The following is a 25,585-nucleotide window of genomic DNA, read 5'->3' as shown; positions in this document are numbered from 1 at the left end:
CAAGTCAAATAAAATTGTATTTTTTTAATAAATCACCGTAAGTGAAATGAAAAATCCACCCAGAATATGAGTGGATTTTATTCTAAATCAATATCGAAAAACAATTTTCAAGGGAAGCCTAAAATTACAGGCTTCATTAAAAGCTAGAGAGAAGACAGTTATATCTCAATTATTAGATAAACAGAAAGAGATAAATATGTTATTAAAAGGGTTACCTAAAAATAAAAATAGATACAAGGCTCTCAGTTCAAAGCTTTGCCCAAATCTTGTGGTATTGGGAGATAAACAAATACCTGTAAATATGGAAAAAAATAGTATTTCTCTCAAAGTAAAAAGAATAAAGCGTCTTCGTCAGCCTTATGCGAGGCTTTTACTTGAAAAGTATATGGAATATTTAACACGGAATGCCTTACTACATGATTTTGCTAAGAAATAGTAACAAACAATAAGTGATTTTAGTCTTACATAATTTTCCTGATTTTAATTATTGTTTATCTGCAAGCAATGAATTGCCTTTAAACTGTTTTACTTTAGCTTTAAACGAGTTACACACTTGTCCGACAAGCAGCAATCATGTTTAAAAGAAAAAGCCCGACACTTAAAGTATCAGACTTAAAAATTAGATTTATCTTGTCTTGAAATATATTGTTAACCAACTAACTTAAAAAGAAACACAAGATGTCTTTAAAAACAAACCCTGATAATTACGAGAATTATCAGGGTTTTGCATTTGTTCAATAATGAAAACTAAACATATAACGGAAATGCTTCCATCCATTTGTTTACTTCAGTTTTTACTGAACCTAAATATGTATCGTTGTCGTGGTTCATCAATACGCTGTCGATTAATTCTACGATATGTAACATTTCTGCTTCTTTCATACCACGAGTAGTCATTGCCGCAGTACCAACACGCATACCTGAAGTAACAAATGGAGATTTGTCATCAAATGGAACCATGTTTTTGTTGATAGTAATATCAGCTTTAATCAAAGTGTTTTCAGCCAATTTACCTGTCAAACCTTTTGGACGTAAGTCGATAAGCATTAAGTGGTTATCTGTTCCGCCAGAAATAATTTTATAACCTTTGTCAACAAATGCTCCTGCCATTACTTTGGCATTTTTCTGCAATTGTTCAGCATAAGCTTGGAAATCATCAGTAAGGGCTTCTCCGAAAGCAATTGCTTTAGCAGCAATTACGTGTTCTAATGGACCACCTTGCGTACCAGGAAAAACACCGCCATCTAATAAAGCTGACATGGTTTTTAATTCACCTTTCAACGTTTTGAAACCGAATGGATTTTCAAAATCTTGTCCCATCATAATTAAACCACCACGAGGACCTCTTAAAGTCTTGTGTGTAGTCGTCGTTACGATATGGCAGTGTTGCATTGGGTTGTTCAATAAACCTTTAGCAATTAAAGCCGATGGGTGAGAAATATCTGCTAATAAAATTGCTCCTACTTGGTCGGCAATAGCACGTAAACGTACATAATCCCAATCACGAGAGTAAGCTGAAGCACCACAGATGATTAATTTAGGTTGTTCTTTCAAAGCTGTTGCTTCTACTTTGTCCCAATCAATTAAACCTGTTTCTTCTTCTACACCATAGAAAAACGCTTGGAAGTATTTACCAGAAAAGTTTACTGGAGAACCATGTGAAAGGTGACCACCATGCGAAAGGTTGAAACCTAAAATTTTATCGCCAGGATTCAAGAAAGATAAGAAAACCGCTGCGTTTGCTTGAGCACCAGAGTGAGGTTGAACGTTTGCCCAAGTAGCACCGAACAATGCTTTTGCACGCTCGATTGCAATTGTTTCAACTTGGTCAACTACTTCGCAACCGCCATAATAACGTTTGCCCGGTAGTCCTTCTGCATACTTGTTTGTCAAAACTGAGCCTTGAGCTTCCATTACTTGCTTTGAAGTAAAGTTTTCTGAAGCAATCAATTCGATACCGTACTCCTGACGGTGAGCTTCTTGATTAATCAAGTTGAAAATTTCGGTATCTCTTTCGAGCGTGAAAGTTGCTGTTGCCATTTTATTAGAAGATAGCACGGTTTTAAATGCCGTACATGATTGGTTCTGTTAAAGAAAATCAACAAATTATTATAAATTCATCAACAATATGATAATTTATCGGTAAAAATACTGCTTAAAAATGGATTGTGAAAACATTTTTCTAAATGTCGGCACGCTTACCTTCCAATAAAGTAAAATCTTTGAAATTTGGGAAGAAAATTCAACTAAAATCAACGAAATAAATGAGAAAATTATTGACAATTCTGCTAACAATCAGTGTATTATCGGTTTTTGCCCAAGATGGTCCAATGGCATTGAAAATTGGTGACAAAGCACCCGACTTTAAAGCGAAAGATCATGCAGGAAATATGGTTAGTTTAAAAGAGTTAACTAAAAAAGGAAAAGTAGTTGTAATGTTTTATCGTGGAGCTTGGTGTCCGTACTGTAATAAATACATGAGCGAAATAGAAAAAGCCTTACCAGATTTTTCTGCAAAAAATGCTACCGTAATTGCCATCACGCCCGAACCCGAAGAATCAATCAGCAAAGCCGTAGAAAAAACCAAAGCTACGTTCTCTATCATTTACGATAAAGAAAGAAGTATTATGAAGCAATGGAAAGTGGCTTATGAAATGTCGCCCGATTTGCAAACCAAGTATAAAGGATATGGTTTAGACCTTGAAAAACAACAAGGAGATTGGATGTTGCCTGTACCTGCAACTTACGTAATTGGCAAGAATGGCAAAATAGAGTTCGTTCATTTTGATGAAAATTATCAGAAAAGAGCAGAAATTAAAGATATTTTGATGAAGCTGTAAGGGTTGCAATTTGAAAATTTGAAGATTTGGTGATTTGAAAATGTTAATTATGAAATTAAGGAATCTTTAGAAGATGCTTGAAAGATGCCTTAATTTTAAAATATGAATTATCAGATTGGTATGCCTTCAAATTGAAGTATGTCCAGCTTTTGAAAAGATGTGTCAATTTAAAATATTAATCTTCAAATTGACACATCTTCAAATTTTCAAATCAATTATATTCCTTTCTTAATCGCCTGATAAATTACTTCATTGATATTCGTTCTTACATTCAAATCAGAAAGTTTTGAATTGTTTCTGGTTGGATATACTCTATTACAAAGGAATACATATACCAATTGATGCTCAGGGTCAACCCAAGTATAAGTTCCTGTAAAGCCAGAATGCCCGAAACTCGATGGACTAGCACTTGCTGCTGCACTGATGCCAGCACGCTTACGGTCAGGCTTATCAAAACCAACACCTCTTCTACTATTTTCTTCTACTGAAAAAGGATAGGCTGTCCATTCCTTCATCGTCGATTCTTTGATAAATTGTTTGCCACCATAATATCCATTTTGAAGATACATTTGCATTAATTTAGCCAAATCTTGTGCAGTACCAAAAAGCCCTGCGTGTCCCGAAATCCCATTTAACATAGAAGCTCCTTCATCATGTACTCTACCATGAATAAGCGTTTTACGGTACAGAGAATCATATTCTGTAGGTACAATTCTTGATAAAGGAAAATGTTCACGAGCATTATATGTCAATGTAGTTGCCCCCAAAGGTTTATAGAAAGTATCTTTCAAAAACGACTCAAAGTCCTTGCCTGTTAGTCGAGGAATGATTTTTGGATACATATAATATGATAAATCCGAATAAACATATTCCTTTTTCTCTCTGAGAGGCGAATCCTCAATAGCCTTATAAACGGTTTTGTTGTAGTCTTTATGCAACCACAAATTATCTGCTACTTGTACAGAATAATCGCCCGATTTGGTATAAGAAAAAGTCTTTGACTTCCAAATGGTTGGATCTTTCATCAAATTGATACAATCTTTCCAAAGAGCTTTATCTGTTTGGATAATTTGGCACATTCTAGCCAAAGCCTTTTTATGACGGAACAATTTATCCCAGAAAGTAATAGCGTATTTATCAGAATATTTCTCTTTGTAAATCTTGCTGGCTAATACCATTTTAGTAGAATCGATACAATCCATCCAAAATGGAATCCAAGCTTTTAGACGTGCCTGATGCGTAAAAATATCTTTATAAACCAAAGGTGCTTTATTTGAATTTGCCCATTCAGGAATCAATTCTCCCATCGTAGTTTTCAAAGTAAATTTGCCTTCGTCTTCCATTTTCATCATCGCAGGTACAGAAGTACTGATTTTGGTAATAGAAGCTAAGTCGTATAAATCGTTGGTTGTAACTGCTTGATTGCCTTCATAAGTTTGTTTTCCGTAAGCTTTATGCAAAATTACCTTCCCATTTTTGGCAACTAAAACGACTGCTCCGGGCGTAGCCTTTTGTTTGATGGCTTCATTGACAATTGAATCAACTTTACTCGTTAAGAATTTTGTGTCAATTCCCACTGCTTCTGGTACAGCATATTGAAAACGTTTTAATGGTTCTGTTTTGATACCGTCGTTGTATCTAAAAGTCATGTTTACGCCTACAGGTAATTTTCCTTTTGCGCCGATTGCACCAAAAATCAATTCCGCCACAGCAACAGATTCGTGCATTTGCGGGCTTTCCTGATAAGTAGTAATCAAGGCTTTGGCTTTATCTAAGTTTTCAAATTTTGATAAAGTATAAGCATTTGAAAAAAGCGAAACAATGGTTTTAGACGAATTGGCAAACTCTTTCACCAATTCTTGAATTTTAGGATGAATACTGTAGTTTTTAGCAGGACGAACCGATTGTCCATTTACAGCCATCAATACCAAATTGTAGTTTTTCAAAGAATCTCTAACAGCTTGAATCGCTTCATTACTAGCATTTTCATCTAAATTAAAATGCTGAACATCGGTATAATTTGAAAGCATTTTCTGAAAATCAGTAGGTTTTTTACTTCCGAAAGTCGGATTACCAATATTCAACGAAGCAATTTTTAAAGTATCAAGGTTTTTTAAGGGAATTATATTCTCTTCATTTTTCAATAAAGTAATGGTTTCTTCTGCGAAAGTACGGTTCAATACTTCTGATTTTTTAGGATTCAAATCCGTAATCAGATTTTTTATTTCTATCGGTTTGTACTGGTCCAAACCAGCCCAAGCTTTTGCGGCTAGGATTCTTTTTACTCTTGAATCAATATCTGCTTGCGAAATTTCTCCTTTTTCTAAGGCTTTTTTGATGGCATTAAAAGCCGCAGGAACATCAACAAAAGTTTCTAAAATATCATTACCTGCTAAAATCGCTTTTACATTCGCAGTACCTTCTGGGAAAAATTTCACAGCACCTTGCATATCCATTGCATCAGTAAAAACCAATCCTTTGAAACCCAAATCTTTTCTTAATAAATCGGTAACAATATTTTTAGATAAAGTAGAAGCGAGGTTTTTGGTTGTATCCAACGAAGGAATACTTAAATGTGCCACCATCACTCCTTGTAAACCATTTTCGATTAATGTTCTATAAGGAAAAAGTTCTAAAGAATCTAAGCGAGTACGATTATGTGGAATTACAGGTAAATCTGTATGTGAATCAACTCCTGTATCGCCATGCCCAGGAAAATGCTTGGCAGAAGTAATAATTCCTCCTTTTTGTAAACCACGCATATAAGCCAAGGCTTTTGCAGTTACTTTTTCACGATTTTCGCCAAAAGAACGGAAATTGATGACAGGATTGTTCGGATTATTATTAACATCAACTACTGGTGCATAATTTACATGTACGCCCATTCGCTTGCATTGTTGGGCAATTTGTAAACCCATTTCTTCTAATAATTGCTCGTTGCCTTGCATCGCTCCCAAAGTCATTTGATATGGGAAACGCACTGTACTGTCTAAACGCATTTCTAATCCCCATTCTAAATCCATTCCAATCATTAAAGGTACTTTAGACATCGCTTGTAATTTATTCACCAACAAAGCTTGTGCCGTTGGGCGGTTGCGGAATAAAACGAAGCCACCAACATGATAATCTCTTACAATTTTATATAAACGAGCCGTATCGTATTCATAACTATAATTACCACGAGGCATCATTAATTGTCCGATTTTTTCATCGACAGAAAGTTTATTAAAAACAGAATCTACCCAACGCTGATTGGCATTTGGGAAAAGATTTTGGGCTTTAAGTTGAGAAATCAGAGAAAGGAAAAGTATAAAAGTGATGAAGCTGAATTTTTTCATACAAAAATTAAGATTAGTTGATACTGCAATTTACACAAAAAATATTGGTGAAGACTCAGGACAGCACATTTCAGACCTGAGAAACTGGATTGTTTTTGGAATATTACAGAAGGCAAAAAATAAATTTTTTAACAAAATTTAAGAAATAAGAGTTAATAAGAAACTAAGCAATTTTGCTCAAAAGAATAAAATTTTGTCAGAAAACCTTCAACAATCATTAAATTTTGTATATATTGAGAACATATTCAAGAAAGAATGCCTAAACGAAAACCATGTTGTTAATATTTGTTAACGCTTTTAAAAAGTTTAGCATTTTTTTTGGAATTAATATTACAACAACTATCTTTGAATCAACCTTTCTTAATAACTACTAGAAAGAGTTTCTAAAATTCACTAAAATAAAAATATAGGAGATATAATATGATATAAAGCTTTACGTTAACTAAATAGATTTATCAAAATGGAAAAAATCCATGTTAACGACAGCGAGCTTGTATCACGCTATATAAAAAACAGTGACGAAAAGGCATTTGAAACTCTTGTTCGCCGATACAAATCCAAAGTTTATACTACGATTTACTTAATTGTTAAAGACACCTTCGTAGCCGAAGATTTAATGCAAGATACTTTCATTAAAGCTGTTGACGTGCTTCGTTCGGGAAAATACAATGATGAAGGAAAGTTTTTGCCTTGGGTGCTTAGAATTGCACACAATATGGCGATTGACTATTTCCGTCGTGATAAACGCTATCCAAATGTCGTATTCGAAGATGGTAGCAGTGTGTTTAATACATTAGATTTTGCAGAAGATTCTTATGAAGATTTGCAAATTCGTGAAGAATCGCACGCTCATCTAAGAGACCTGATTAAACGTCTTCCTGACACGCAAAGAGAAGTGCTTGTGATGCGTCATTACGAAGACATGAGTTTTCAGGAAATTGCAGACGCTACAGGCGTAAGCATTAACACGGCACTAGGAAGAATGCGTTATGCGTTGATAAATCTACGCAAAATGATGAGTAAACATTCTCCGAGCTATGATACAAACCTTTACGCAGCATGACGTTATCCGTTACGTCTATCAAGAAACAACGGAAGAGGAAAATCTTATGATTCAGGACGGACTTGTCCATGATTCTGAGATGTTAGAATTTTATTTAGATATGCTTGATGTAAAAGTGGGTCTGGATAAAAGCCTTCAACAACCTTCCGAAAGAAGCATAGACAATATTCTTGCGTATTCGAGAAACTATAAAGAAAATCATCAGGTCTTAGTTGTTTAGCTAAGGATTGATGATTTTTTTATTTGTGAAGCTGTACAAGGAAACCCTAATTCTGGGGCTTCTTGGTACAGCTTTGTTTTTATGCAGTTTTTACTTTGCCTAAAAAAGAGTAATTTCCTTTTTGTTTTTATACATTTTCATCAATAAAGCTATAATCACTTGATAATCGTAGGTTTAAAAGATTAAGTAAAAGATAATCTAACATCAACGCAACGCTTCGCAGATTGTGGTTGTCTAACAACACAGAATCCTTATTTTTCGGCAAAGCATTACCTATCCATTAACAAGTAAATATCATGAAACAACTGCTTACACTGACACTCTTGCTTTTAGCATTTACTTCCTTCGGGCAAGAAAGAGAATTATACAATAGTTCTCAGCAAAAAAGACTACAAAGTTTATCTTCAGAATTATCTACAGTTCAAGATAATAATTACCAAAAAGCCGTAAAAATCGCTACGGAAAAGAAATGGCAGTTGAGTGGTACTTTAAAGAACAACCGTTTTTTTAAATTGTACGGAATTGATGAAACGGGACATCCGCTTTACTTAGCAACAGAAAGTAATGCGCAAGCCGCAGCAACAACACGTACCGACCAACTTTACTCAGGGGGTTCTTTGGGTTTATCTTTGAACGGAAGTAGTGCTTCTGTAAAAAATAAATTAGGCATCTGGGATGGTGGCGGGGTACTTTCAACCCATCAAGAGTTAACATCGAGAGTAACCCAGCAAGACAGAACAACTGGTACTAATATTCATGCTACACACGTAGCAGGTACATTGATAGCACAGGGCGTTTCTGCACTTGCTAGAGGAATGTCTTTTGGAGCAAGTTTAAAAGCTTGGGATTTTACCAGTGATAATTCTGAGATGACTGCTGCGGCAACAGAATTATTGGTATCGAATCACTCTTATGGGTTTTTAGCAGGATGGAGTTATGACGAAAATCGTAGTCGTTGGTCTTGGTATGGTAATACAAGTATTAGCCAAACAGAAGATTATAAATTTGGATTTTATGATAGTAACACGCAGTCTTGGGATAAAATTGCTAACAGTGCTCCATATTATCTTATCGTAAAATCAGCAGGGAATAACCGTGACGAAACTGGACCTTCTGCTGGAGAATATTATTATTTAGGTACTTCAAGCGATACAAGTTCAGTAGCAAGAAGTAAGAATGATGGCTATGATATTTTAGCAACAACCAGTACGGCAAAAAATATTTTAACTGTTGGTGCTGTTAGTGGCACAAATGGAAAAGCACCTCAGCAATCTTCAGATATTAAAATCTCTTCTTTTAGTAGTTGGGGACCCACTGATGATGGTAGAATTAAGCCTGATATTGTAGCGGTTGGCGTAAATCTACTTTCAAGTTCTAATGCTTCTAATTCAAGTTATACTATTTTCAGCGGTACTTCAATGGCTTCGCCACAAGCAGCAGGAAGTATTTTGCTGTTGCAAGAATTGTATGCTCAGAAAAATGATGGTTTATTAATGCGTTCTTCAACGTTGAAAGGTTTGGTATTACATACTGCTGATGATGCTGGAAATGCTGGACCAGATTATATTTATGGCTGGGGTTTATTGAACATGGAAAAAGCAGCGAAAGTAATTCTGAATGCAGATAAATCTTATGACATTTCAGAAAGAACCTTGGCTAATGGAGCTACTTTTACTCAAAAAGTAACCGCTTCGGGAAAAGGAGCATTAACAGCAACTATTTGTTGGACAGACCCAGAAGGAACGGTTACGACAGCAAGTGTTGCTAATTTGAATAACCGTACTCCAAAATTGATTAATGATTTAGACATTAGAATTTCAGATGGAAGCAATACTTCCCTACCTTTTATTTTAAATCCTGACCAACCTAGTGCGGTAGCTACAAGAGGAGATAACATCAGAGATAACGTGGAACAAATTCTGATTCCAAATGCAATTCCTGGAAAAAGTTATACCATTACAGTTAGTCATAAAAGTACTTTGAAAAATAATACACAAGATTATGCCTTGATTCTCAGTGGAATTGGCGGTACAGAATACTGTGCTTCTACACCAACAACGATTCAAAACAATATTGAAAGTGTAAAATTAGGTGACTTGACGGCTGATTATAAAATCGCATCTTCACAAAGTATACCTTTAGAAATTAGTTTAAAAGGTACTGCGACAAAAAAAGTAAATGTTTATGTTGACTGGAATGCCAACGGGACATTTGAAGAAACTACTGAATTAGCTGCAAGTTCTGAACAACTTGTAGGAGTAACGACTTTTAAATCTACCATAACTGCACCTTCTGGTTTAACCATTGGAAACAGTACACTTGTAAGAGTGATTGTTACTGAAAACTCAGGAACTGCCAATATTAGTAGCTGTGGAACTTATGCTCAAGGAGTTACGCAAGATTATAAAATTGAATTTGTTCGTCCAAGTATTGATATTGCAGTAGTTGATTTAATCAAACCTGAAATAAATACTTTCTGTGCTTCATCGTCGGGTACAGTTTCTGTTTCTTTGAGAAATACTGGAACAACCGCTCAACAAAATATTCCTGTTACAGTAAATGTTTTAGATGGAACAAGTATTGTAGCAACACTTACAGGTACATACAAAAATCAACTAAGTACCTTTAGCGAAGGAACGCTTGTATTAGATGGAAGTTTCACGGCAAAAGTAGGTGCTAGTTATACTTTTGAGGTAAAAGTAAATTTGTCAACCGACCAAGATATTACTAATAATAGCAAAAGTTTTGTACGACAAGTAACCGCTTCAAACGCACCAACAACTGCCCAAGCAACTGTTTGTGAAGGAGCAACTGCTTTAAATGTAAAAGGTACTGAAACATCTACTTTGCTTTGGTATGATGCCCAAACGGGTGGAAATTTATTGTTCACAGGAAATACTGGCACATTTAATAAGCCAACCACAGCCTCTAAAATTTATGTTGGAGTAAATGATATTTCAGGTTCGGTAGGAGCTAAAGATAAATATGTTTTTGGCGGAGGTACTTATTATGAAACATTTGGACCTGAACCAATTATTGTTACTCAAACTCCTTTGGTAATTGAAAGTGCAAGAGTGTATATTGGAACGGCTGGAAAAATTACTTTTACAATTTACCGTCAGTCGGACTCTACGCCAATTTCATCAGTAACGTTGGATGTAACTCCTACTCGTACCACAGCCAATTCAACACGTTCGAGCAATCAATTAATAGATGATTTAACTGACCAAGGAATTGTTTTACCTTTGAATTTGTCAATCCCAGCTGCTGGAACATATATTTTATCACAAGAATGTACAGATGGGGCTTCAATTTATAGAACAAATCTAAATGCCAATTCAACCGTTTCTGGTGCTGATATTACGGGTTATCCATTCACGATTCCTAACGTAATCAGTATTACTGGTGCAGTATTTAATGGCTCGACGATTAAAACGGGTTATTATTATTTGTACGATATGAAAGTGAAATCCTATGGTTGTCCAAGTAATAGAGTAGAAGTACCAATTACCACACAGGCAGCTCCGAAAGTAACGATCTCGCCATCATCATCATTCAGTATTTGTCAGGATGATTCAAAATTATTAACTGCTAGCACGGGTACTAACTATACGTATCAATGGTTATTGAATGGACAAACAATTACCGGAGCGACATCAGCTACTTATTCGGTAGAAAAAACAGGTAATTATAGTGTAAAAGTTACAGAAAATGGCTTCTGTTCTGCTACTTCTACAGCCATTACTGGTACGGTGATTACACCAGTAATTCCAGCAGTAAAATTAGATGGCACAACATTAAGTCTATCATCTGGTTCAAATCCTGTTTGGTACTTGAGCGGGAATATTATTACTGATGCAACAACTAATACTATTGTTCCACTTCAAACAGGCGTTTATATGGCGAAAGTAACGGATGTAAATGGTTGTTCTGTTTTCTCGGAAGGTTATACATTCACAGTAACAGCCACAGACGAAGAAATAAATTCGGTAGAAACGGCAAGGATTTATCCTAATCCAGCATCAGAATCGTTTAAAGTAGAATTTAGCACACCCAATAATCCAAAATATGTTTATGCAGAAATGATAAACATTATGGGTATAACGGTTTCATCTAAAGAATTAATAAAAAATGATGGTAAGTATAGGGCAGAATTTGATGTATCAAAACAAAATTCGGGTACATTTTTCTTGAGAATTATTGCTGATAATTCTTTGAAAGTAATTCCAATAGTAGTTAATAGAAATTAGTTATTTTAAGAGTACTCATATAAAAACGAGTAACCAGTATTTCTTTATACTAACCAAGAAGTATGATAAAATTGAGGCTTTAGCATAAGGAAATCTTGTTTTATGAAAATTTTAAGTACTAAGCCATACAACCTCAGCGTTCTTTTTTGCATCTAAGTGATAGTTTTCAACAAATCATTCACAATAAGCAAATTAAGGATATGAGAAAAATAAGAAGTGTATTCGTATTATTACTGACAACAGTTTCGACAATCGTTTCAGCACAACAAAGTCAGGATGTTACTTTGCAATCGTTCAGTAAAATTGATATGCAAGGAATTATGCAAGTAGAATTGGTAAAAGGAAAAGTAAATAAAATAACAACAGAAGCCTTGAATGGAGCAAATCTTGAAGATTTAACAGTAGCTGTTTCGGGAGATGAGCTTTCTGTGAAGACAAAAATCTTCAAACAATTGACTGATAAGGATAATAATAAAAGAAAGTCCAGTGCTCAAAAATTATTTAAAGTAAGAGTAGAATATATCAGTGAATTATCGAGTATTAAAGTAGGGCGTGGTGCAGAATTGGAAGCACAACAGACATTATCGGGCAATCGGTTATTGATAGATGCTACATCTGGAGCAACTGTAAAATTGAACGTAAATGTTAATAACTTAGAATTGTCAAGTGTACAAGGTGCTATTGTAAACCTAGAAGGTAAAGCACAATTTCAGCAAACAAGAGTAAATACAGGGGGCGAATTGTATGCTTATAATTTAGTAAGTGAAGACATAGAAATAAAAGCCAATACAGGAGGCGTTGCTCAAGTAAGTGCAAGCAAAACATTAGATGCTTCAGCATGGACGGGTGGAACGATTAATTATAAAGGGAATCCTGCCCAGAGAAACGTTAAATCGAATTTAGGGGGAGAAGTTCGCTCTAATTGATTTAATAAGCTTGAACATTAACAACAAAGGTTACAGAAAATGGTATTGTATCCATTTTCTGTAACCTTTGTTTATTTACTCCAGATTTATTGCTGAAAAGGAAGTTTTTTACTTAAAAACTTCTTGATAACTATCAGCATTAAAGCCCATCATGACGATATTGTTGCCTTCAATAATTGGTCGTTTAATCATGGAAGGTTTTGCCAACATTAATTCCGTTGCCGTTTCTGCATTGGTTGCTTTTTCTTCGTCACTGAGTTTTTTCCAAGTAGTGCCTGCACGGTTAATTAATACATCCCAAGGCTTTTGAGTAAGCCATTCTTGTACTTTCTCCTTTGTAAGACCTTCTTTTTTATAATTGTGAAACTCGAAAGGAATATCATTTTCTTTTAGCCAAGTCATGGCTTTTTTCATCGTGTCGCAATTGGCAATGCCGTAAACTTTGTACATGGTTTATTAATTGTGAATGTGTGAATGGTGATGCTACGAAAGAGAGTAAATCTTTGTCAAATATGTTTCAAACCAATTAGGCAATATTATATTTTTAAATAATTGCTCTTGATTTGAACTATGGAATAATAAACTTGGAGAATTAAGTTGTGAATTATCAGCTATAATCAGCTCATCTAATAAGTTAAAATGAGTATTTAGTTGTATAAGGTTTCCATAATAGTTTTTCTCAATTTCTTTAGAAGTAACATAATGTCCACCTGTTTTAACCCGTTCTGATACTCTTTTTTGAGATAATTCTACATTATTAACCATCAGAAAGAACATTGTAATTCTATACCCTGCTACTTTGAATTGTTCAATAGTTGCCCATGGAGCAGGTGTGCTGAAATGTCCTTCATAAGCAAAATCTTTTTTGTTTTTTATAGCATTTTCTACTAAGTTTTCAAAAGCCTCAACTGTTGCTTGAAAGGCTGAATCTCTTGCATATTTGGGTGATTTTATTTGAGAAGGGAATATTGTTTTTAACTTTTCAACAAAGAATTTATCCCCATCGAAAACCTCTAATAAGGAAAACTCAAGAGGAAGTAAGTCTTTTGAAAGTGTTGATTTACCTGCTCCATTTGCACCAGTTATAACAAATAAATTAAGCATTTTCAAGGTGATATTTTGAGCGAATAATAGACATTTCTAATTTATCTAATTGTCGTATTGTTGAATAGTCTCGAAAATCCTCACTAAATTCCACAATTTCAATATGTCCATCAGGGTATTCCATGTAGGCTTGATTTAAAGATAATTCCCCCTTCCCTTCAATCATAAAAGGAAAACCTGCAAGGTGTTTTTGTTGACGAAGCATCATAATAGACTGCTCTATACGCTTATCAAAATTATATGTGAGTGTTTGCATATCCTTGAATTATTTTAATAGCAAATTACAAAAAATATCCCTTTTTTAATCAAAGATTATTGTTTCTCTCTGTGTTCTATTGTAGATAAAAACACAGAGAGTTGTTTAAATTCAATTATTTCCTATAATCCAAAGGTGGTTTTCGGTCTCCTGCTAAGGATTTGTATTCAAAAACTTTGGTGCCACGTCTTTGGTATAATTCTTCTTTCGATTGTTCGATTAATTTAGTGTCTTTGAAGAGATTTTGAGCCGTTAAAGCTATCGTCTGAGCGGCGTTTATCATCCCTTTATGACCGATACTCATGCCATTACAAGCAACAGCTTGCCAACTGTGTGCAGGAACACCCGTCACCCAAGTAGCGGTTGATAAACCTGCGGTTGGTGTAACCCAACTAACATCGCCTACATCTGTTGAAGCTGGAAATGCTAGTCCAGAAGTATATGGTTTTACTTCTTGTGCAGCAGTAAGTGGAGCAAGACTTTGTGAATTGACGGTCAAACGAATTTTTTCTGCAAATTCTGTTTCTTCTGGAGTGTATTTTACGCCGCCAATTTTCTCTAAACTCTTTTGCATTTCTTTGGCTAAGACATCGTTGGGCAATAAATTGTAAAGACCAGCCAAAATCTCGTAGCTCATTTTTGTTTCTGTTCCCAAAGCGGCGGCTTCTGCGGTTTTCATTAATCTTTTCCAAATTTCTTCTAAACCTTGAGCCGTTGGATTTCTGATAGTGTATTCCACCATCGCATAATCAGGAACGATGTTCGAGGTAAGTCCACCGTTTTTTATCACATAATGAATTCTTGTTTCAGGAGAAATATGTTCACGCATCAAATTCACCATATAATTCATGGCTTCAACGGCATCTAAAGCCGAACGTCCTTTTTCGGGACTTGCCGAAGCGTGTGCCGCCAATCCAGAAAAACTAAAATTGGCTACTCTGTACGCTAATGAAGAATTTGGACTTGCATTGTTATTATCGCCCGGATGCCAATGCAAAACCGCATCAATGTCTTTGAATACGCCTTCTTTTACCAAATAAGTTTTGCCTCCGCCAGCACCTTCTTCGGCAGGCGTACCGATTAAGCGAATTATTCCTTTGATTTTGGCTTTCTCCATCCAGTTTTTGGTAGCAATCGCTGCCGCTACCGAACCTACGCCAAAAAGATTATGTCCGCAACCGTGTCCATAGGCATTTACGTATTTGGCTTTTCTGTAAGGAACAGCTTCTTGCGACAAACCGGGCAAAGCGTCCATTTCTGCCAAAATACCTATCGTCGGATAGCCCGAACCATAAGTGGCGACAAAAGCGGTTTTCATTTCGCCAACGCCTCTTTGTACTTCAAAACCAGCGTTGCTTAGTTCTGCAATCAATAATTCTGAGGTTTTTTCTTCTAAGTAACCCGGTTCTGCCAATTGCCAAATTTTATCAGAAATAGCCGTGTATTTTGCATACTTCTGGTTGAGTTCATTCACAATTTCTTGTTGGGCAAAACCCAAGCGACCCATAAACACACAAAAAGCGAGGAGGAGTAAGGATTTTTTCATTATTTAGTTTTGGTTGATGATGAAAGGTAATAATAATCTTATTAATGATTTACTTTAAATGCGTTCCATAATTCTATTAATTTATGGATGTTTTCATTAACTGTAAGAGGTAGAAAACTCACATCAATAACATCTTTTACATCTTTCAAGAATGTGAATGAAGTATCAATAATACCCTTTTGTGTAGATTTATCTTCCACTTCATCTAATTTGCTAAACTCATCCAAGCACTTTATTAAAGTAATTTTCCAAAGCTCATTATGTACATTGGCTTCTTTCAACTCCAGTAGAATCTCTTTAATCTCATTAAATTCATTAAGGTCACTCAATTGAGTATTAAAATTATTTTTTTGTCTATTCCTCCTTCCTCCCAATTGTGAGCTTTCAAAATTCCCATTAATAATAAATGTATCTCCTTTATTTGCCATAGTTCTTTCTTTTTCAATTTTTCTTTCAGTGGCTTTAGCATCTTCAAATAAATCTAAGACTGCCAAAACATTAATGTTTTTTAGTTGATATGTTGGATGATATGAAATGATTGAAACTTTGTTTAGTAAACTATCCAACATTTCTTGATAGGGCAAAAATACTTCTCGGTTATCTTGTTTGTACAATACTTCTTCTCTATAACTAAATTTTTTATAAATACTAAAAATCTCTTGAAAGTCTCTACGCATAGCCTCCCAAAATCCTCTGATGTTATCACCTTTAATCCAGAAATCAATTCTTGAAGAGTGAAGGTTTGTTTCAACTAAAGCAAAAGTGTTACTGCTATTATCTTTAATAAAAATACCCGACTGCCAATAATCTTTGCCTTGTACTTTTGATAGGTTTTTAGCGATAAAGCGATGCATAATCAACATTTCAAAAGGGGAGTCAAATTGTATGCGATAATTCCTTGCATCTTGTTTATGAGCATCATAATTATTATTTGGTTTAGCACCAAATGCAGCAGGAATCAAATACTCGTGTTTTTTAAATGGGTTTTCTTGACACAAATCATAAGATAGCATCAATTGAATAATAAACTGAAATTGATGTTCATTATATTTTATCTTAATTTCTTTATTTGAAAATATTTCTTTTTCTTCTTTAAATATTTTCGTCAAATCAGTTATTGTCAAATGACCATTTTTTTCTTTTGTTAGTTTTGAGGTTAGAATCGCATAAGCCCCCGTTGTAATCCATTCAGGATTGAGTACTTGAAGACTATTTAAAATGGGTTTATTAAAAAATACAATTGATCCTATTTTATCTAAAGTCACTAGCAGTGCTTTTTGGTCTGATTCATCTTTATAATCAAAATTATTACACCAATTTTCATAGGTTTCATAATTGATAAAGTTTTCACCGATAGATACATTTTCTTCTAACTTCTGCTTGATATTAAACCATTTTTCAGGATACTCTTGTACAAGACCCTCGTTTTGAAGAATGGCTTTTTTTACTTTTTCTCTAAAATCATCAACTCCTTCACCTGTTTTTACAGACAATACAAATGGTTCTGGTAGCTTACTATATTTTTTACGGAGTTCATAAAAATTACTCATGTAGGGTGCTTGCAAATCTGTTAGGTCTTTCCAGTTATATACCACTAAAACCTCTGAGTTTGCTCCTAATTTATCAATTTGTTCCAACCAATAAGCAGCTTTTTCATCATTCCGTGGATTAAGTACTAGTACATATATAACACGCTCAGTAAAGAAGAATTGGTGTAACGAATGTTGAATATCTTGTCCTCCAAAATCCCAAAGGTTAACCTTTACATTTTCTCCATTCTTGTTTTTAATCTCTTCCCAAGCAATTTTGTTAATTCCATGTGTTTGCTTTTCATTATCATCAAAGGTATTCTCTACAATACGCTTCATCAAACAAGTTTTCCCCACACCCCCTTCACCTACAAATATTAATTTACATTCATTTAATGGTTTAAAGTTACCGGCATTAAAATATCTCAATATCGCCTCATTTCCAAGCTCAATTATGTGCAAAGGAGGGGTTGAAATTGGATTGTTATAGAGTTGAATACTATTATAATAACTATCTTCTTTAAGTGAAATAGACATACCATTTTGTATTAATAATAGAAATGTAGTAATATCATTAATTTGATTATGATTAAGATTTAAGTCATATAATTCGATTAGGTTTTCTAAAGATTGAGTATCTGTAATTTGATTACTACTAAGGTTTAATGAATTTAGAGAAGTTAATTTTTCTAAAAAACGGATATCGATAATTTGATTATTACTAAGGTCTAATCTTTTTAGGGTGAATAATTTTTCTAAAACTTGAAAATCTGTAATTTGATTACGACTAAGGTCTAATGACTTTAGAGAAGTTAATTTTTCTAAAATTTGAATATTTGTAATTTGATTATCACTAAGGTCTAATGAATTCAGATTAGTTAATTTTTCTAAAACTTGAAAATCCGTAATTTGATTACGACTAAGATTTAATGAATTCAGATTAGTTAATTTTTCTAAAACTTGAAAATCCGTAATTTGATTACGACTAAGATTTAATGAATTCAGATTAGTTAATTTTTCTAAACTTCGAATATCTGTAATTTGATTACGACTAAGTATTAATGTATTTAGAGAAGTTAATTTTTCTAAAGATTGAGTATCTGTAATTTGATTATTACTAAGGTCTAATGAATTTAGAGAAGTTAATTTTTCTAAAGATTGAGTATCTGTAATTTGATTATTACTAAGGTCTAATGAATTTAGAGAAGTTAATTTTTCTAAAGATTGAGTATCTGTAATTTGATTACGACTAAGGTCTAATGACTTTAAATTAGTCAGATTTTCTAAAGATTGAATATCAGTAATTTGATTTCCACTAAGATCTAAAGAATTTAGATTAATTAATTTTTGTAAAAATCCGATATTTATAATTTGATTATTAAAGAGGTTTAAAGAATTTAAATTAGTTAATTTTTCTAAAAAACTAATATCTGTAATTAGGTTATCACTAAGGTCTAGTGACTTTAGATTAGTTAGCTTTTCTAAAGATTGAATATCAGTAATTTGATTCTCTCTAAGGTCTAAAAAATTTAGATTAGTTAATTTTTCTAAAATCCTGATATCTGTAATTTGATTATTAATGAGGGTTAATGAATTTAGATTAGTTAATTTTTCTAAAAACCGAATGCTCTTGATTTTATTACTACTAAGGTCTAAAGAATTTAAATTCGTTAATTTCTCAAAAAATCTGTTATCTGTAATTTGATTATCACTAAGGTCTAATGACTTTAGACTAGTTAACTTTTCTAAAAATCTGATATCTGTAATTTTATTATCACTAAGATCTAATGAATTTAAATTAGTTAATTTTTCTAAAATTATTAATTCACTTCCAGAGAATCTATTTCCCTGTTGTCTATTAGATGTCTCTTCCCATTTCTGTTTAGAAATATTATAATATAAACTACCTAGATTTAGTTGTTTCAACCAAACACAATCCAATAGCTCATTAGGTAGATAATATTCAAGACCGCAGTTTCCCAAATCTAAAAAGGGGCTTTTAGTCTTTTTGTTTTCAGCAATCAATTGTAGGGCAAGTTCGCTCATTGTATTTAGTTTTAGGAGTATTTAATTATTTCTTTATTCAAGCTTAAAGCCTACTGCTTACTACTTCTCCGCTATCATCTTTTTCAAACTCAACATTTCATCACGTAATTTAGCGGCTATTACGAAGTCTAATTCTTTGGCAGCTTTTTCCATGTCTGCTGTTACTTTTTTCAATTGTTTTTGTAGTTCATCTTTACTCATATAAGCCATTACTGGGTCGGCTGCCATGGCTACTTCTTGGCTTTCGTTGTAGTAATTGGTTTTCTTCGTTGGTTTACCCATTACATCCGCAATAGAAGTTTGCTCCATAATTTTCTCTTTCGATTTCAAAATGGTTTTTGGTGTAATGCCATGTAGCGTATTGTACTCCATCTGAATTGCCCTTCTGCGGTTGGTTTCATCAATGGCTTTTTCCATCGAACCCGTAATTCTATCGGCATACATCAATACTTTGCCTTGGTCGTTTCGAGCCGCACGCCCTATTGTTTGAATCAAGGAACGAATATCACGCAAGAAACCTTCTTTGTCTGCATCCATGATGGCTACCAAAGATACTTCTGGTAAGTCCAAGCCTTCACGCAATAAGTTTACGCCCACAAGCACATCAAAAACGCCCATTCTGAGTTCTCGTAGGATTTCTACACGCTCCAAGGTTTTTACTTCCGAGTGAATGTAACGGCATTTTACGCCTACTTTATCCAAATATTTCGATAATTCCTCCGCCATTCTTTTGGTCAGAGTGGTTACTAATACTCTTTCTTTGCGTTCGATTCTGAGATAAATTTCTTCTAATAAATCATCAATCTGATTCAAGCTTGGTCGTACTTCTATTTCTGGGTCGAGTAATCCTGTCGGGCGAATGATTTGTTCTACCACCACACCTTCCGAACGTCTTAATTCATAATCGGCTGGCGTGGCTGAAACGAACACCGTTTGACCAGTAATATTTTCAAACTCTTGAAAAGTAAGCGGACGGTTGTCCATCGCAGAAGGCAAACGGAAACCATAATCCACCAAAGCTTCTTTTCTGGAACGGTCGCCTCCCCACATCGCACGAATTTGTGGCATTGTTGCGTGGCTTTCGTCAACGACCAAAAGGAAATCTTCTGGAAAGAAATCTAATAAACAGAAAGGTCTTTGCCCAGCCTTGCGTTGGTCGAAGTAACGAGAATAGTTTTCAATGCCTGAGCAGTAGCCCAATTCTCGCATCATTTCTAAATCAAACTCTGTTCTTTGTTTAATGCGTTCGGCTTCTAATAATCGGTTTTCACTTTCAAAAAACTTGATTTGTGCTACCAAATCATCTTGGATATAATTGATGGCATTCATCAACACATCTCGACCCGTTACAAAAAGATTGGCAGGGAAAATCGCAATCATTTTTTCTTCCGAAAGTTTCTTGCCCGTTTGTGGATTGATGCGTTGGATAGCTTCAATTTCGTCGCCAAAGAAAATCACACGATAGCCAAAATCAGCATAAGGCAAGCAAATATCCACGGTATCGCCTTTTACTCTGAAAGTACCACGAGTAAATTCTACTTCGGTACGAGCATACAGAATTTCGACCAAACGATAAAGAAATTGATTACGAGAAATGATTTCGCCCACACCAAAACGAAGAATACTTTTACGATACTCCTCCGGATTTCCCATACCATAAATACACGAAACCGAAGCAATAACGATAACGTCTCTACGTCCCGACATCAAAGCCGAAGTAGTTGCCAAACGAAGTTTGTCAATTTCTTCATTGATGGCAAGGTCTTTTTCGATATAAGTATTGGTAGAAGCGATAAAAGCTTCGGGCTGGTAATAATCGTAGTAAGAAACAAAGTACTCTACGGCATTTTCGGGGAAAAACTGTTTAAATTCTCCATAAAGTTGTGCCGCTAATGTTTTGTTATGGCTTAAAATCAAAGTCGGGCGGTTGAGTTGCGTAATCATATTGGCAACCGTAAAAGTTTTCCCAGAACCCGTTACTCCAAGAAGCGTTTGTGATTGTTCGCCATTCTGAACGCCTTCAACCAGCTTTACAATTGCTTGTGGTTGGTCACCCGTTGGCTTATATTCTGAAACAAGTTTAAAGTCCATGAATTATTCTTCTATAAATTTTTTGGATAATATGATTTTTGATGAAGTTCCAAACTAAAGTTTATTTAAAAGCATTCTTAAAATTACACAAAAGCACCTAAAAAAGATAGCTTTACAAAACAAACACAGATAGTCAATTGATAGTTTATTGGTAAATTAAAGCTCAATCTCAAAACATTTAATTATGAACAAACAAAAATACTGCATACTTTCTAGCATTTCAATTATGCTTTCTTTCAGCAACTCAAATCGTGTGATGGCACAATCAGTCAAACATTCAACGCCAAAAGAAATGCTGCCAATTGTTTATCATTTCGAAAGTAAACCCATTTGGTCGGACGAATTTGATTACAAGGGCTTGCCCGACCCTACAAAATGGAGTTATGATGTTGGCGGAAAAGGTTGGGGAAACAATGAATTACAATATTATACTAAAGAAAACCTGAAAAATGCCAGAGTAGAAAATGGCAAACTTATCATCGAAGCCATCAAAGAGAATTTCGATAAAAATACTTATACTTCTGCTCGTTTGGTGACAAAAGGAAAAGGTGATTTTCTGTACGGACGTTTTGAAATAAAAGCAAAACTTCCCTTCGGAAGAGGTACTTGGCCAGCTATTTGGATGTTGGCAAGTGAACAAACTTACAGCGATAAGTATTGGCCTGATAATGGAGAAATAGACATTATGGAACATGTTGGCTACGACCCAGGCAATGTACATGCTACCGTACATACAAAAGCATTCAACCATGTAATCGGAACACAAAAAGGTACAGAAATGATGGTGAATGACTTTGATACAGCTTTCCACGAGTATCGTTTAGATTGGACTCCACAAAAAATAGAAATGTTCATTGACTCAAAACTGTACTTTACTTTTGAAAATAGTGGGAAAGGTTTTGCAGAATATCCTTTCGATAAAAAATTTCATTTATTACTCAATCTTGCTGTTGGCGGGAATTGGGGTGGCTCAAAAGGAGTGGATGAAAGTATTTTTCCACAAAAAATGGAAGTTGATTACGTGAGAATTTATGCTTTAAAGAAGTAGAGTATTTTTAAGAATATTAAACTTTAGAAAGAGTAAAACTCTAAAACAAATATTTAATCAACTATGAAAAAACTATTCGTTATGTTCTTAATCTCGCTAATTTTTAGCGATTTACAAGCACAAAAAAAGTACGAAGCCAATTGGGAATCCATAGATTCCAGACCAGTACCAACTTGGTTTGAAGATGCCAAGTTTGGTATTTTTATTCACTGGGGATTATTCTCTGTTCCTGCTTGGGGACCAACTGCCAAAGATGGCGTAGGTATTTATGACCGTTATTCTGAATGGTATTGGAAAGGAATTTCTGACCCGAATCGCAAAAGTTATGCAGCCTTTACAAAGTTTCATAATAATACTTTTGGAAAAGATTTTAAATATCAAGATTTTACAAAAGACTTCAAATGTGAACTTTTTGACCCGAATGAATGGGCAAAAGTATTTGAAGATGCTGGTGCAAAATATGTAGTGTTAACATCAAAACATCACGAAGGCTACACCCTTTGGCCAAGTAAAGAAGCTTGGAATTGGAATTCAGTTGATTTGAATCCGCATCGTGATTTAGCGGGCGATTTAATGAAATCGGTACGTGATAAAGGTTTACGCATGGGTTATTATTACTCTTTGTACGAATGGTTTAATCCACTTTACAAAGAAGATGTTGACAAGTATGTTGACGAACACATGATTCCGCAAATGAAAGATTTGGTAAATCGTTATAAACCAGATGTACTTTGGACGGACGGCGAATGGGATCATCCTTCGGAAACTTGGAAGAGTACAGCTTTTCTTTCGTGGCTTTATAATGAATCTCCTGCGAAAAATGACATCGTTGTAAACGACCGTTGGGGCAAAGAAACAAGAGCAAAACACGGTGGAATTTATACAACGGAGTACGATTTAGTACATGACCAAAATTCTACAGGCATGGAAATTAACCATCCTTGGGAAGAATGTAGAGGCATTGGTTCTTCTTTTGGTTTTAGTAGAAATGAAATGCTAGATGATTACTCTACTTCAGAACAATTGATTCATATTTTGGTGGATAAAGTGGCTCGAGGAGGGAACTTGTTGTTGAACATTGGTCCTGCCGCCGATGGAACAATTCCTGTAATAATGCAACAACGTTTGCGTGATATTGGCAAGTGGTTGAAAATAAACGGCGATGCTATTTATGGAACAAGAAAATGGACTAATGCTCCTAAAATTGAAAAGGAGAATACAATTTACTTCACAGCCAAAGGAAAAGATTTATATGTAATTACGACCAAATGGCAAGATTCACCAATAACAGTTTCAGGCATAAAATCAGGAAAAGTACAATTATTAGGTTTTGATAGAACGGTAAAAAGTAGTGTAAAAGCTGGAAAATTAATCATTATTCCGCCAGCATTATCGCCAGCTAAAAATCCTTGTGATTATGCTTGGGTTTATAAAATTGAGAATGTACTTTAAAGGGAAGTAGTGATTTGAAATTAAAATAAAAACCCGTCGGTCAAAGACTGACGGGTTTATTTGTTTCACTCTCAAAATTAAATTTTGACTTTTTGTCCTTCACTAATTAGAGGCGTTTGGCTTCTTCCCAATACACATCCATTTCAGCTAAGGTCATATCTTGTAAGGCTTTGCCTTGTTCTTTTGCTCTTAATTCTAAATGCTGAAAACGCTTGATAAATTTTTTATTGGTTCTTTCAAGCGCTGTTTCAACATTGATATTGATAAACCTTGCGTAATTTACCAAAGAAAACAGTAAATCTCCAAATTCTGCTTCGGCTTTCTCAATGTTAATTGCTTGGTTGTCAACAACGTTAAACTCATTCTTGAATTCATCCATTTCCTCTTCAACCTTTTCCCATACCTGATGTTTCTCTTCCCAATCAAAACCAGCACCTCTTGCTTTCTCCTGAATTCGCATCGCTTTTACCAACGCAGGAAGTGATTTTGGTACTCCTTCTAAAACCGATTTATTTCCTTCTTTGAGTTTTAAGGCTTCCCAATTTTGTTTTACTTGCTCTTCGTTCTCAACTTTCACATCGCCATAAATATGTGGGTGACGATGAATTAACTTTTCACAAAGACTATTTATTACATCAGCAATGTCAAAAGTATTTGTTTCAGAGGCAATTTTTGAATAAAAAACCAAGTGTAACATAACGTCACCAATTTCTTTCTTAATTTCCTTCATATCGCCATTAATGATAGCGTCTGAAAGCTCATAAGTTTCCTCAATCGTTAAATGTCTGAGCGATTCAATTGTTTGTTTCTTATCCCAAGGACATTGCTCTCTGAGTTCGTCCATCACCGTAAGCAGACGGTCGAAAGCAATTAATTGTGATTGTCGTGTTGCTGATAAAGTATCAAAATCCATAAGTTGTATTTTATAAGTACAAAAGTAATGGATTCAAATGGTTAAATGGAAACCTTGTAGGTTTTAAACAAAAAAACTCTCAATAGACAAATGGTCAATTGAGAGATTCTTAAAATAATTTTATTAGAAATTACTGATTATCCCCAACATTTTTAGATAAAGTGGATAATTCAGAAAGATTAGCATATTTCACTACTTCTCCCAGAATAATCACAGCTGGATTTGATAATTGATTATTTTCAGCTATTTCCTTTAAATCTTTTGCCACACCGACACCTACTTTTTGCTGACTCGTAGTGCCGTTTTGGATAATGGCTACAGGTAAATTTTCTTTGCCAATCGCTTTACAAATTTCAGCCATTTGGCTTAATTTGTTCATTCCCATCAAGACTACAATTGTAGCACTTGTTTGCAATGCCATTTCTAAATCTTTTGAAAGCGAACCATCTGTTTTTGTTCCTGTAATTACCCAAAAACTTTCGCTTACTCCTCTGGTTGTTAAAGGAATATTAACATAACCAGCAGCAGCAACAGAAGAAGAAATACCGGGAACATACGCTGTTTCTAAACCAAAACCTTTTGCGTATTCTATTTCTTCCATACCACGACCAAAGATAAAAGGGTCACCGCCTTTTAAGCGTACCACGTGTCCGTACATATAAGCTTTTTCAACAATCAAAAAGTTAATGGCATCTTGTGAATGACTTTCGCCTGGGCGTTTACCCACATATATTTTTTCTGTATCAGGCTTACAATAATCTAATAATTCATTCGAAATTAAGGCATCATACAGCACCACATCTGCATCTTTCAAAGCTTTAATGGCTTTGACAGTTATCAAATCTGGGTCGCCCGGACCAGCACCAACTACTGTTAGTTTTGGTTTAGGGTCTAAAGTATTAAAATGTTCTAAACCAGTCATAATTATTGATAAATACAAATGGTGAATAAATAGGTTCAGAA

At 34.6% G+C, this 25,585-nt stretch carries 18 protein-coding genes; 8 read left to right on the top strand and 10 right to left on the bottom strand.

Translation table 11 applies throughout. From position 1 onward, the window contains the following. The first annotated feature begins 70 nt into the window (after positions 1 to 70). Positions 71 to 436 carry a hypothetical protein gene (locus VB776_RS05175; RefSeq protein WP_323326678.1) on the top strand — a complete coding sequence of 122 codons (366 nt, stop codon included), beginning with the start codon at positions 71 to 73 and terminating at the stop codon, positions 434 to 436. A 311-nt stretch (positions 437 to 747) separates the two neighbouring features. On the opposite strand, the gene VB776_RS05170 is transcribed toward VB776_RS05175, so the two are convergent. Beyond that, positions 748 to 2,040 (bottom strand): serine hydroxymethyltransferase, encoded by a 1,293-nt coding sequence (locus VB776_RS05170; RefSeq protein WP_323326676.1) that lies wholly within the window; start codon positions 2,038 to 2,040, stop codon positions 748 to 750. A 224-nt stretch (positions 2,041 to 2,264) separates the two neighbouring features. Here VB776_RS05170 and VB776_RS05165 point away from each other — a divergent pair, with 224 nt between their 5' ends. Further along, a complete protein-coding gene (locus tag VB776_RS05165) occupies positions 2,265 to 2,840 on the top strand; it encodes a peroxiredoxin-like family protein (protein WP_323326674.1) in 576 nt (191 codons plus the stop codon). A 215-nt stretch (positions 2,841 to 3,055) separates the two neighbouring features. On the opposite strand, the gene VB776_RS05160 is transcribed toward VB776_RS05165, so the two are convergent. Then, positions 3,056 to 6,178 (bottom strand): glycoside hydrolase family 3 N-terminal domain-containing protein, encoded by a 3,123-nt coding sequence (locus VB776_RS05160; RefSeq protein ID WP_323326672.1) that lies wholly within the window; start codon positions 6,176 to 6,178, stop codon positions 3,056 to 3,058. 460 nt (positions 6,179 to 6,638) lie between these two features. Between VB776_RS05160 and VB776_RS05155 the strand changes: the two genes are divergently transcribed. The 4 genes from VB776_RS05155 (at position 6,639) to VB776_RS05140 (ending at position 12,637) form a co-directional block, all read left to right on the top strand. After that, positions 6,639 to 7,241 carry an RNA polymerase sigma factor gene (locus tag VB776_RS05155; RefSeq protein WP_184130771.1) on the top strand — a complete coding sequence of 201 codons (603 nt, stop codon included), beginning with the start codon at positions 6,639 to 6,641 and terminating at the stop codon, positions 7,239 to 7,241. Beyond that, positions 7,216 to 7,461 (top strand): hypothetical protein, encoded by a 246-nt coding sequence (locus VB776_RS05150; RefSeq protein WP_323326670.1) that lies wholly within the window; start codon positions 7,216 to 7,218, stop codon positions 7,459 to 7,461. The genes VB776_RS05155 and VB776_RS05150 overlap by 26 nt, the downstream gene beginning before the upstream one ends. A gap of 296 nt (positions 7,462 to 7,757) precedes the next feature. Continuing rightward, positions 7,758 to 11,711 (top strand): S8 family serine peptidase, encoded by a 3,954-nt coding sequence (locus tag VB776_RS05145; protein WP_323326668.1) that lies wholly within the window; start codon positions 7,758 to 7,760, stop codon positions 11,709 to 11,711. A gap of 200 nt (positions 11,712 to 11,911) precedes the next feature. Next, a complete protein-coding gene (locus VB776_RS05140) occupies positions 11,912 to 12,637 on the top strand; it encodes a head GIN domain-containing protein (protein ID WP_323326666.1) in 726 nt (241 codons plus the stop codon). A gap of 108 nt (positions 12,638 to 12,745) precedes the next feature. Here the strand turns inward: VB776_RS05140 and VB776_RS05135 are convergent, their stop codons facing one another. The 6 genes from VB776_RS05135 to uvrB form a co-directional block, all read right to left on the bottom strand. Beyond that, positions 12,746 to 13,087 (bottom strand): ArsC family reductase, encoded by a 342-nt coding sequence (locus VB776_RS05135; RefSeq protein ID WP_323326664.1) that lies wholly within the window; start codon positions 13,085 to 13,087, stop codon positions 12,746 to 12,748. Between the two features lie 33 nt (positions 13,088 to 13,120). Beyond that, the gene (locus VB776_RS05130; RefSeq protein WP_323326662.1) at positions 13,121 to 13,741 is read right to left on the bottom strand and encodes a zeta toxin family protein; all 621 of its coding nucleotides are present in this window, start codon (positions 13,739 to 13,741) and stop codon (positions 13,121 to 13,123) included. Then, positions 13,734 to 13,997 (bottom strand): hypothetical protein, encoded by a 264-nt coding sequence (locus tag VB776_RS05125; RefSeq protein ID WP_323326660.1) that lies wholly within the window; start codon positions 13,995 to 13,997, stop codon positions 13,734 to 13,736. Before VB776_RS05125 ends, VB776_RS05130 begins: the two co-directional genes overlap by 8 nt. A gap of 115 nt (positions 13,998 to 14,112) precedes the next feature. Continuing rightward, entirely contained in the window at positions 14,113 to 15,543 is a 1,431-nt protein-coding gene (locus tag VB776_RS05120) for an amidohydrolase (RefSeq protein WP_323326658.1), read from the bottom strand. Positions 15,544 to 15,584: 41 nt separating this feature from the next. Beyond that, positions 15,585 to 19,118, bottom strand: a complete 3,534-nt coding sequence (locus VB776_RS05115; RefSeq protein WP_323326656.1) for a leucine-rich repeat domain-containing protein — start codon at positions 19,116 to 19,118, stop codon at positions 15,585 to 15,587. Between the two features lie 60 nt (positions 19,119 to 19,178). After that, positions 19,179 to 21,209: an excinuclease ABC subunit UvrB gene (uvrB, locus tag VB776_RS05110; protein WP_323326654.1), complete on the bottom strand. Its 2,031-nt coding sequence runs from the start codon at positions 21,207 to 21,209 to the stop codon at positions 19,179 to 19,181. 256 nt (positions 21,210 to 21,465) lie between these two features. Between uvrB and VB776_RS05105 the strand changes: the two genes are divergently transcribed. Beyond that, positions 21,466 to 22,257, top strand: a complete 792-nt coding sequence (locus VB776_RS05105; RefSeq protein ID WP_407653793.1) for a glycoside hydrolase family 16 protein — start codon at positions 21,466 to 21,468, stop codon at positions 22,255 to 22,257. A gap of 63 nt (positions 22,258 to 22,320) precedes the next feature. After that, positions 22,321 to 23,709, top strand: coding sequence for an alpha-L-fucosidase (locus tag VB776_RS05100; RefSeq protein WP_323326652.1), 1,389 nt, complete (start codon positions 22,321 to 22,323; stop codon positions 23,707 to 23,709). A 106-nt stretch (positions 23,710 to 23,815) separates the two neighbouring features. Here VB776_RS05100 and mazG read toward each other — a convergent pair whose 3' ends face one another. Both mazG and cobA read right to left on the bottom strand, forming a co-directional pair. Next, positions 23,816 to 24,622, bottom strand: a complete 807-nt coding sequence (mazG, locus tag VB776_RS05095; protein ID WP_323326650.1) for a nucleoside triphosphate pyrophosphohydrolase — start codon at positions 24,620 to 24,622, stop codon at positions 23,816 to 23,818. Positions 24,623 to 24,752: 130 nt separating this feature from the next. After that, a complete protein-coding gene (gene cobA, locus VB776_RS05090; protein ID WP_323326648.1) occupies positions 24,753 to 25,544 on the bottom strand; it encodes a uroporphyrinogen-III C-methyltransferase in 792 nt (263 codons plus the stop codon). Positions 25,545 to 25,585 lie beyond the last annotated feature (41 nt).

This window comes from Arcicella gelida, from assembly GCF_034931025.1.
GTDB classification, from domain to species: Bacteria; Bacteroidota; Bacteroidia; order Cytophagales; family Spirosomataceae; genus Arcicella; species Arcicella gelida.
The sequence above is the reverse complement of the archived record's forward strand: the minus strand, read 5'-3'. Positions and strand labels throughout refer to the sequence as shown.

Bases quoted from the DNA above. Each gene is read 5' to 3' on its own strand.
- VB776_RS05155 (WP_184130771.1), top strand. From the start codon at position 6,639: ATGGAAAAAATCCATGTTAACGACAGCGAGCTTGTATCACGCTATATA.
- cobA (WP_323326648.1), bottom strand. From the start codon at position 25,544: ATGACTGGTTTAGAACATTTTAATACTTTAGACCCTAAACCAAAACTA.
- VB776_RS05170 (WP_323326676.1), bottom strand. From the start codon at position 2,040: ATGGCAACAGCAACTTTCACGCTCGAAAGAGATACCGAAATTTTCAAC.
- VB776_RS05125 (WP_323326660.1), bottom strand. From the start codon at position 13,997: ATGCAAACACTCACATATAATTTTGATAAGCGTATAGAGCAGTCTATT.
- mazG (WP_323326650.1), bottom strand. From the start codon at position 24,622: ATGGATTTTGATACTTTATCAGCAACACGACAATCACAATTAATTGCT.
- VB776_RS05120 (WP_323326658.1), bottom strand. From the start codon at position 15,543: ATGAAAAAATCCTTACTCCTCCTCGCTTTTTGTGTGTTTATGGGTCGC.
- uvrB (WP_323326654.1), bottom strand. From the start codon at position 21,209: ATGGACTTTAAACTTGTTTCAGAATATAAGCCAACGGGTGACCAACCA.
- VB776_RS05160 (WP_323326672.1), bottom strand. From the start codon at position 6,178: ATGAAAAAATTCAGCTTCATCACTTTTATACTTTTCCTTTCTCTGATT.
- VB776_RS05115 (WP_323326656.1), bottom strand. From the start codon at position 19,118: ATGAGCGAACTTGCCCTACAATTGATTGCTGAAAACAAAAAGACTAAA.
- VB776_RS05165 (WP_323326674.1), top strand. From the start codon at position 2,265: ATGAGAAAATTATTGACAATTCTGCTAACAATCAGTGTATTATCGGTT.
- VB776_RS05140 (WP_323326666.1), top strand. From the start codon at position 11,912: ATGAGAAAAATAAGAAGTGTATTCGTATTATTACTGACAACAGTTTCG.
- VB776_RS05105 (WP_407653793.1), top strand. From the start codon at position 21,466: ATGGCACAATCAGTCAAACATTCAACGCCAAAAGAAATGCTGCCAATT.
- VB776_RS05135 (WP_323326664.1), bottom strand. From the start codon at position 13,087: ATGTACAAAGTTTACGGCATTGCCAATTGCGACACGATGAAAAAAGCC.
- VB776_RS05130 (WP_323326662.1), bottom strand. From the start codon at position 13,741: ATGCTTAATTTATTTGTTATAACTGGTGCAAATGGAGCAGGTAAATCA.
- VB776_RS05100 (WP_323326652.1), top strand. From the start codon at position 22,321: ATGAAAAAACTATTCGTTATGTTCTTAATCTCGCTAATTTTTAGCGAT.
- VB776_RS05145 (WP_323326668.1), top strand. From the start codon at position 7,758: ATGAAACAACTGCTTACACTGACACTCTTGCTTTTAGCATTTACTTCC.
- VB776_RS05150 (WP_323326670.1), top strand. From the start codon at position 7,216: ATGATACAAACCTTTACGCAGCATGACGTTATCCGTTACGTCTATCAA.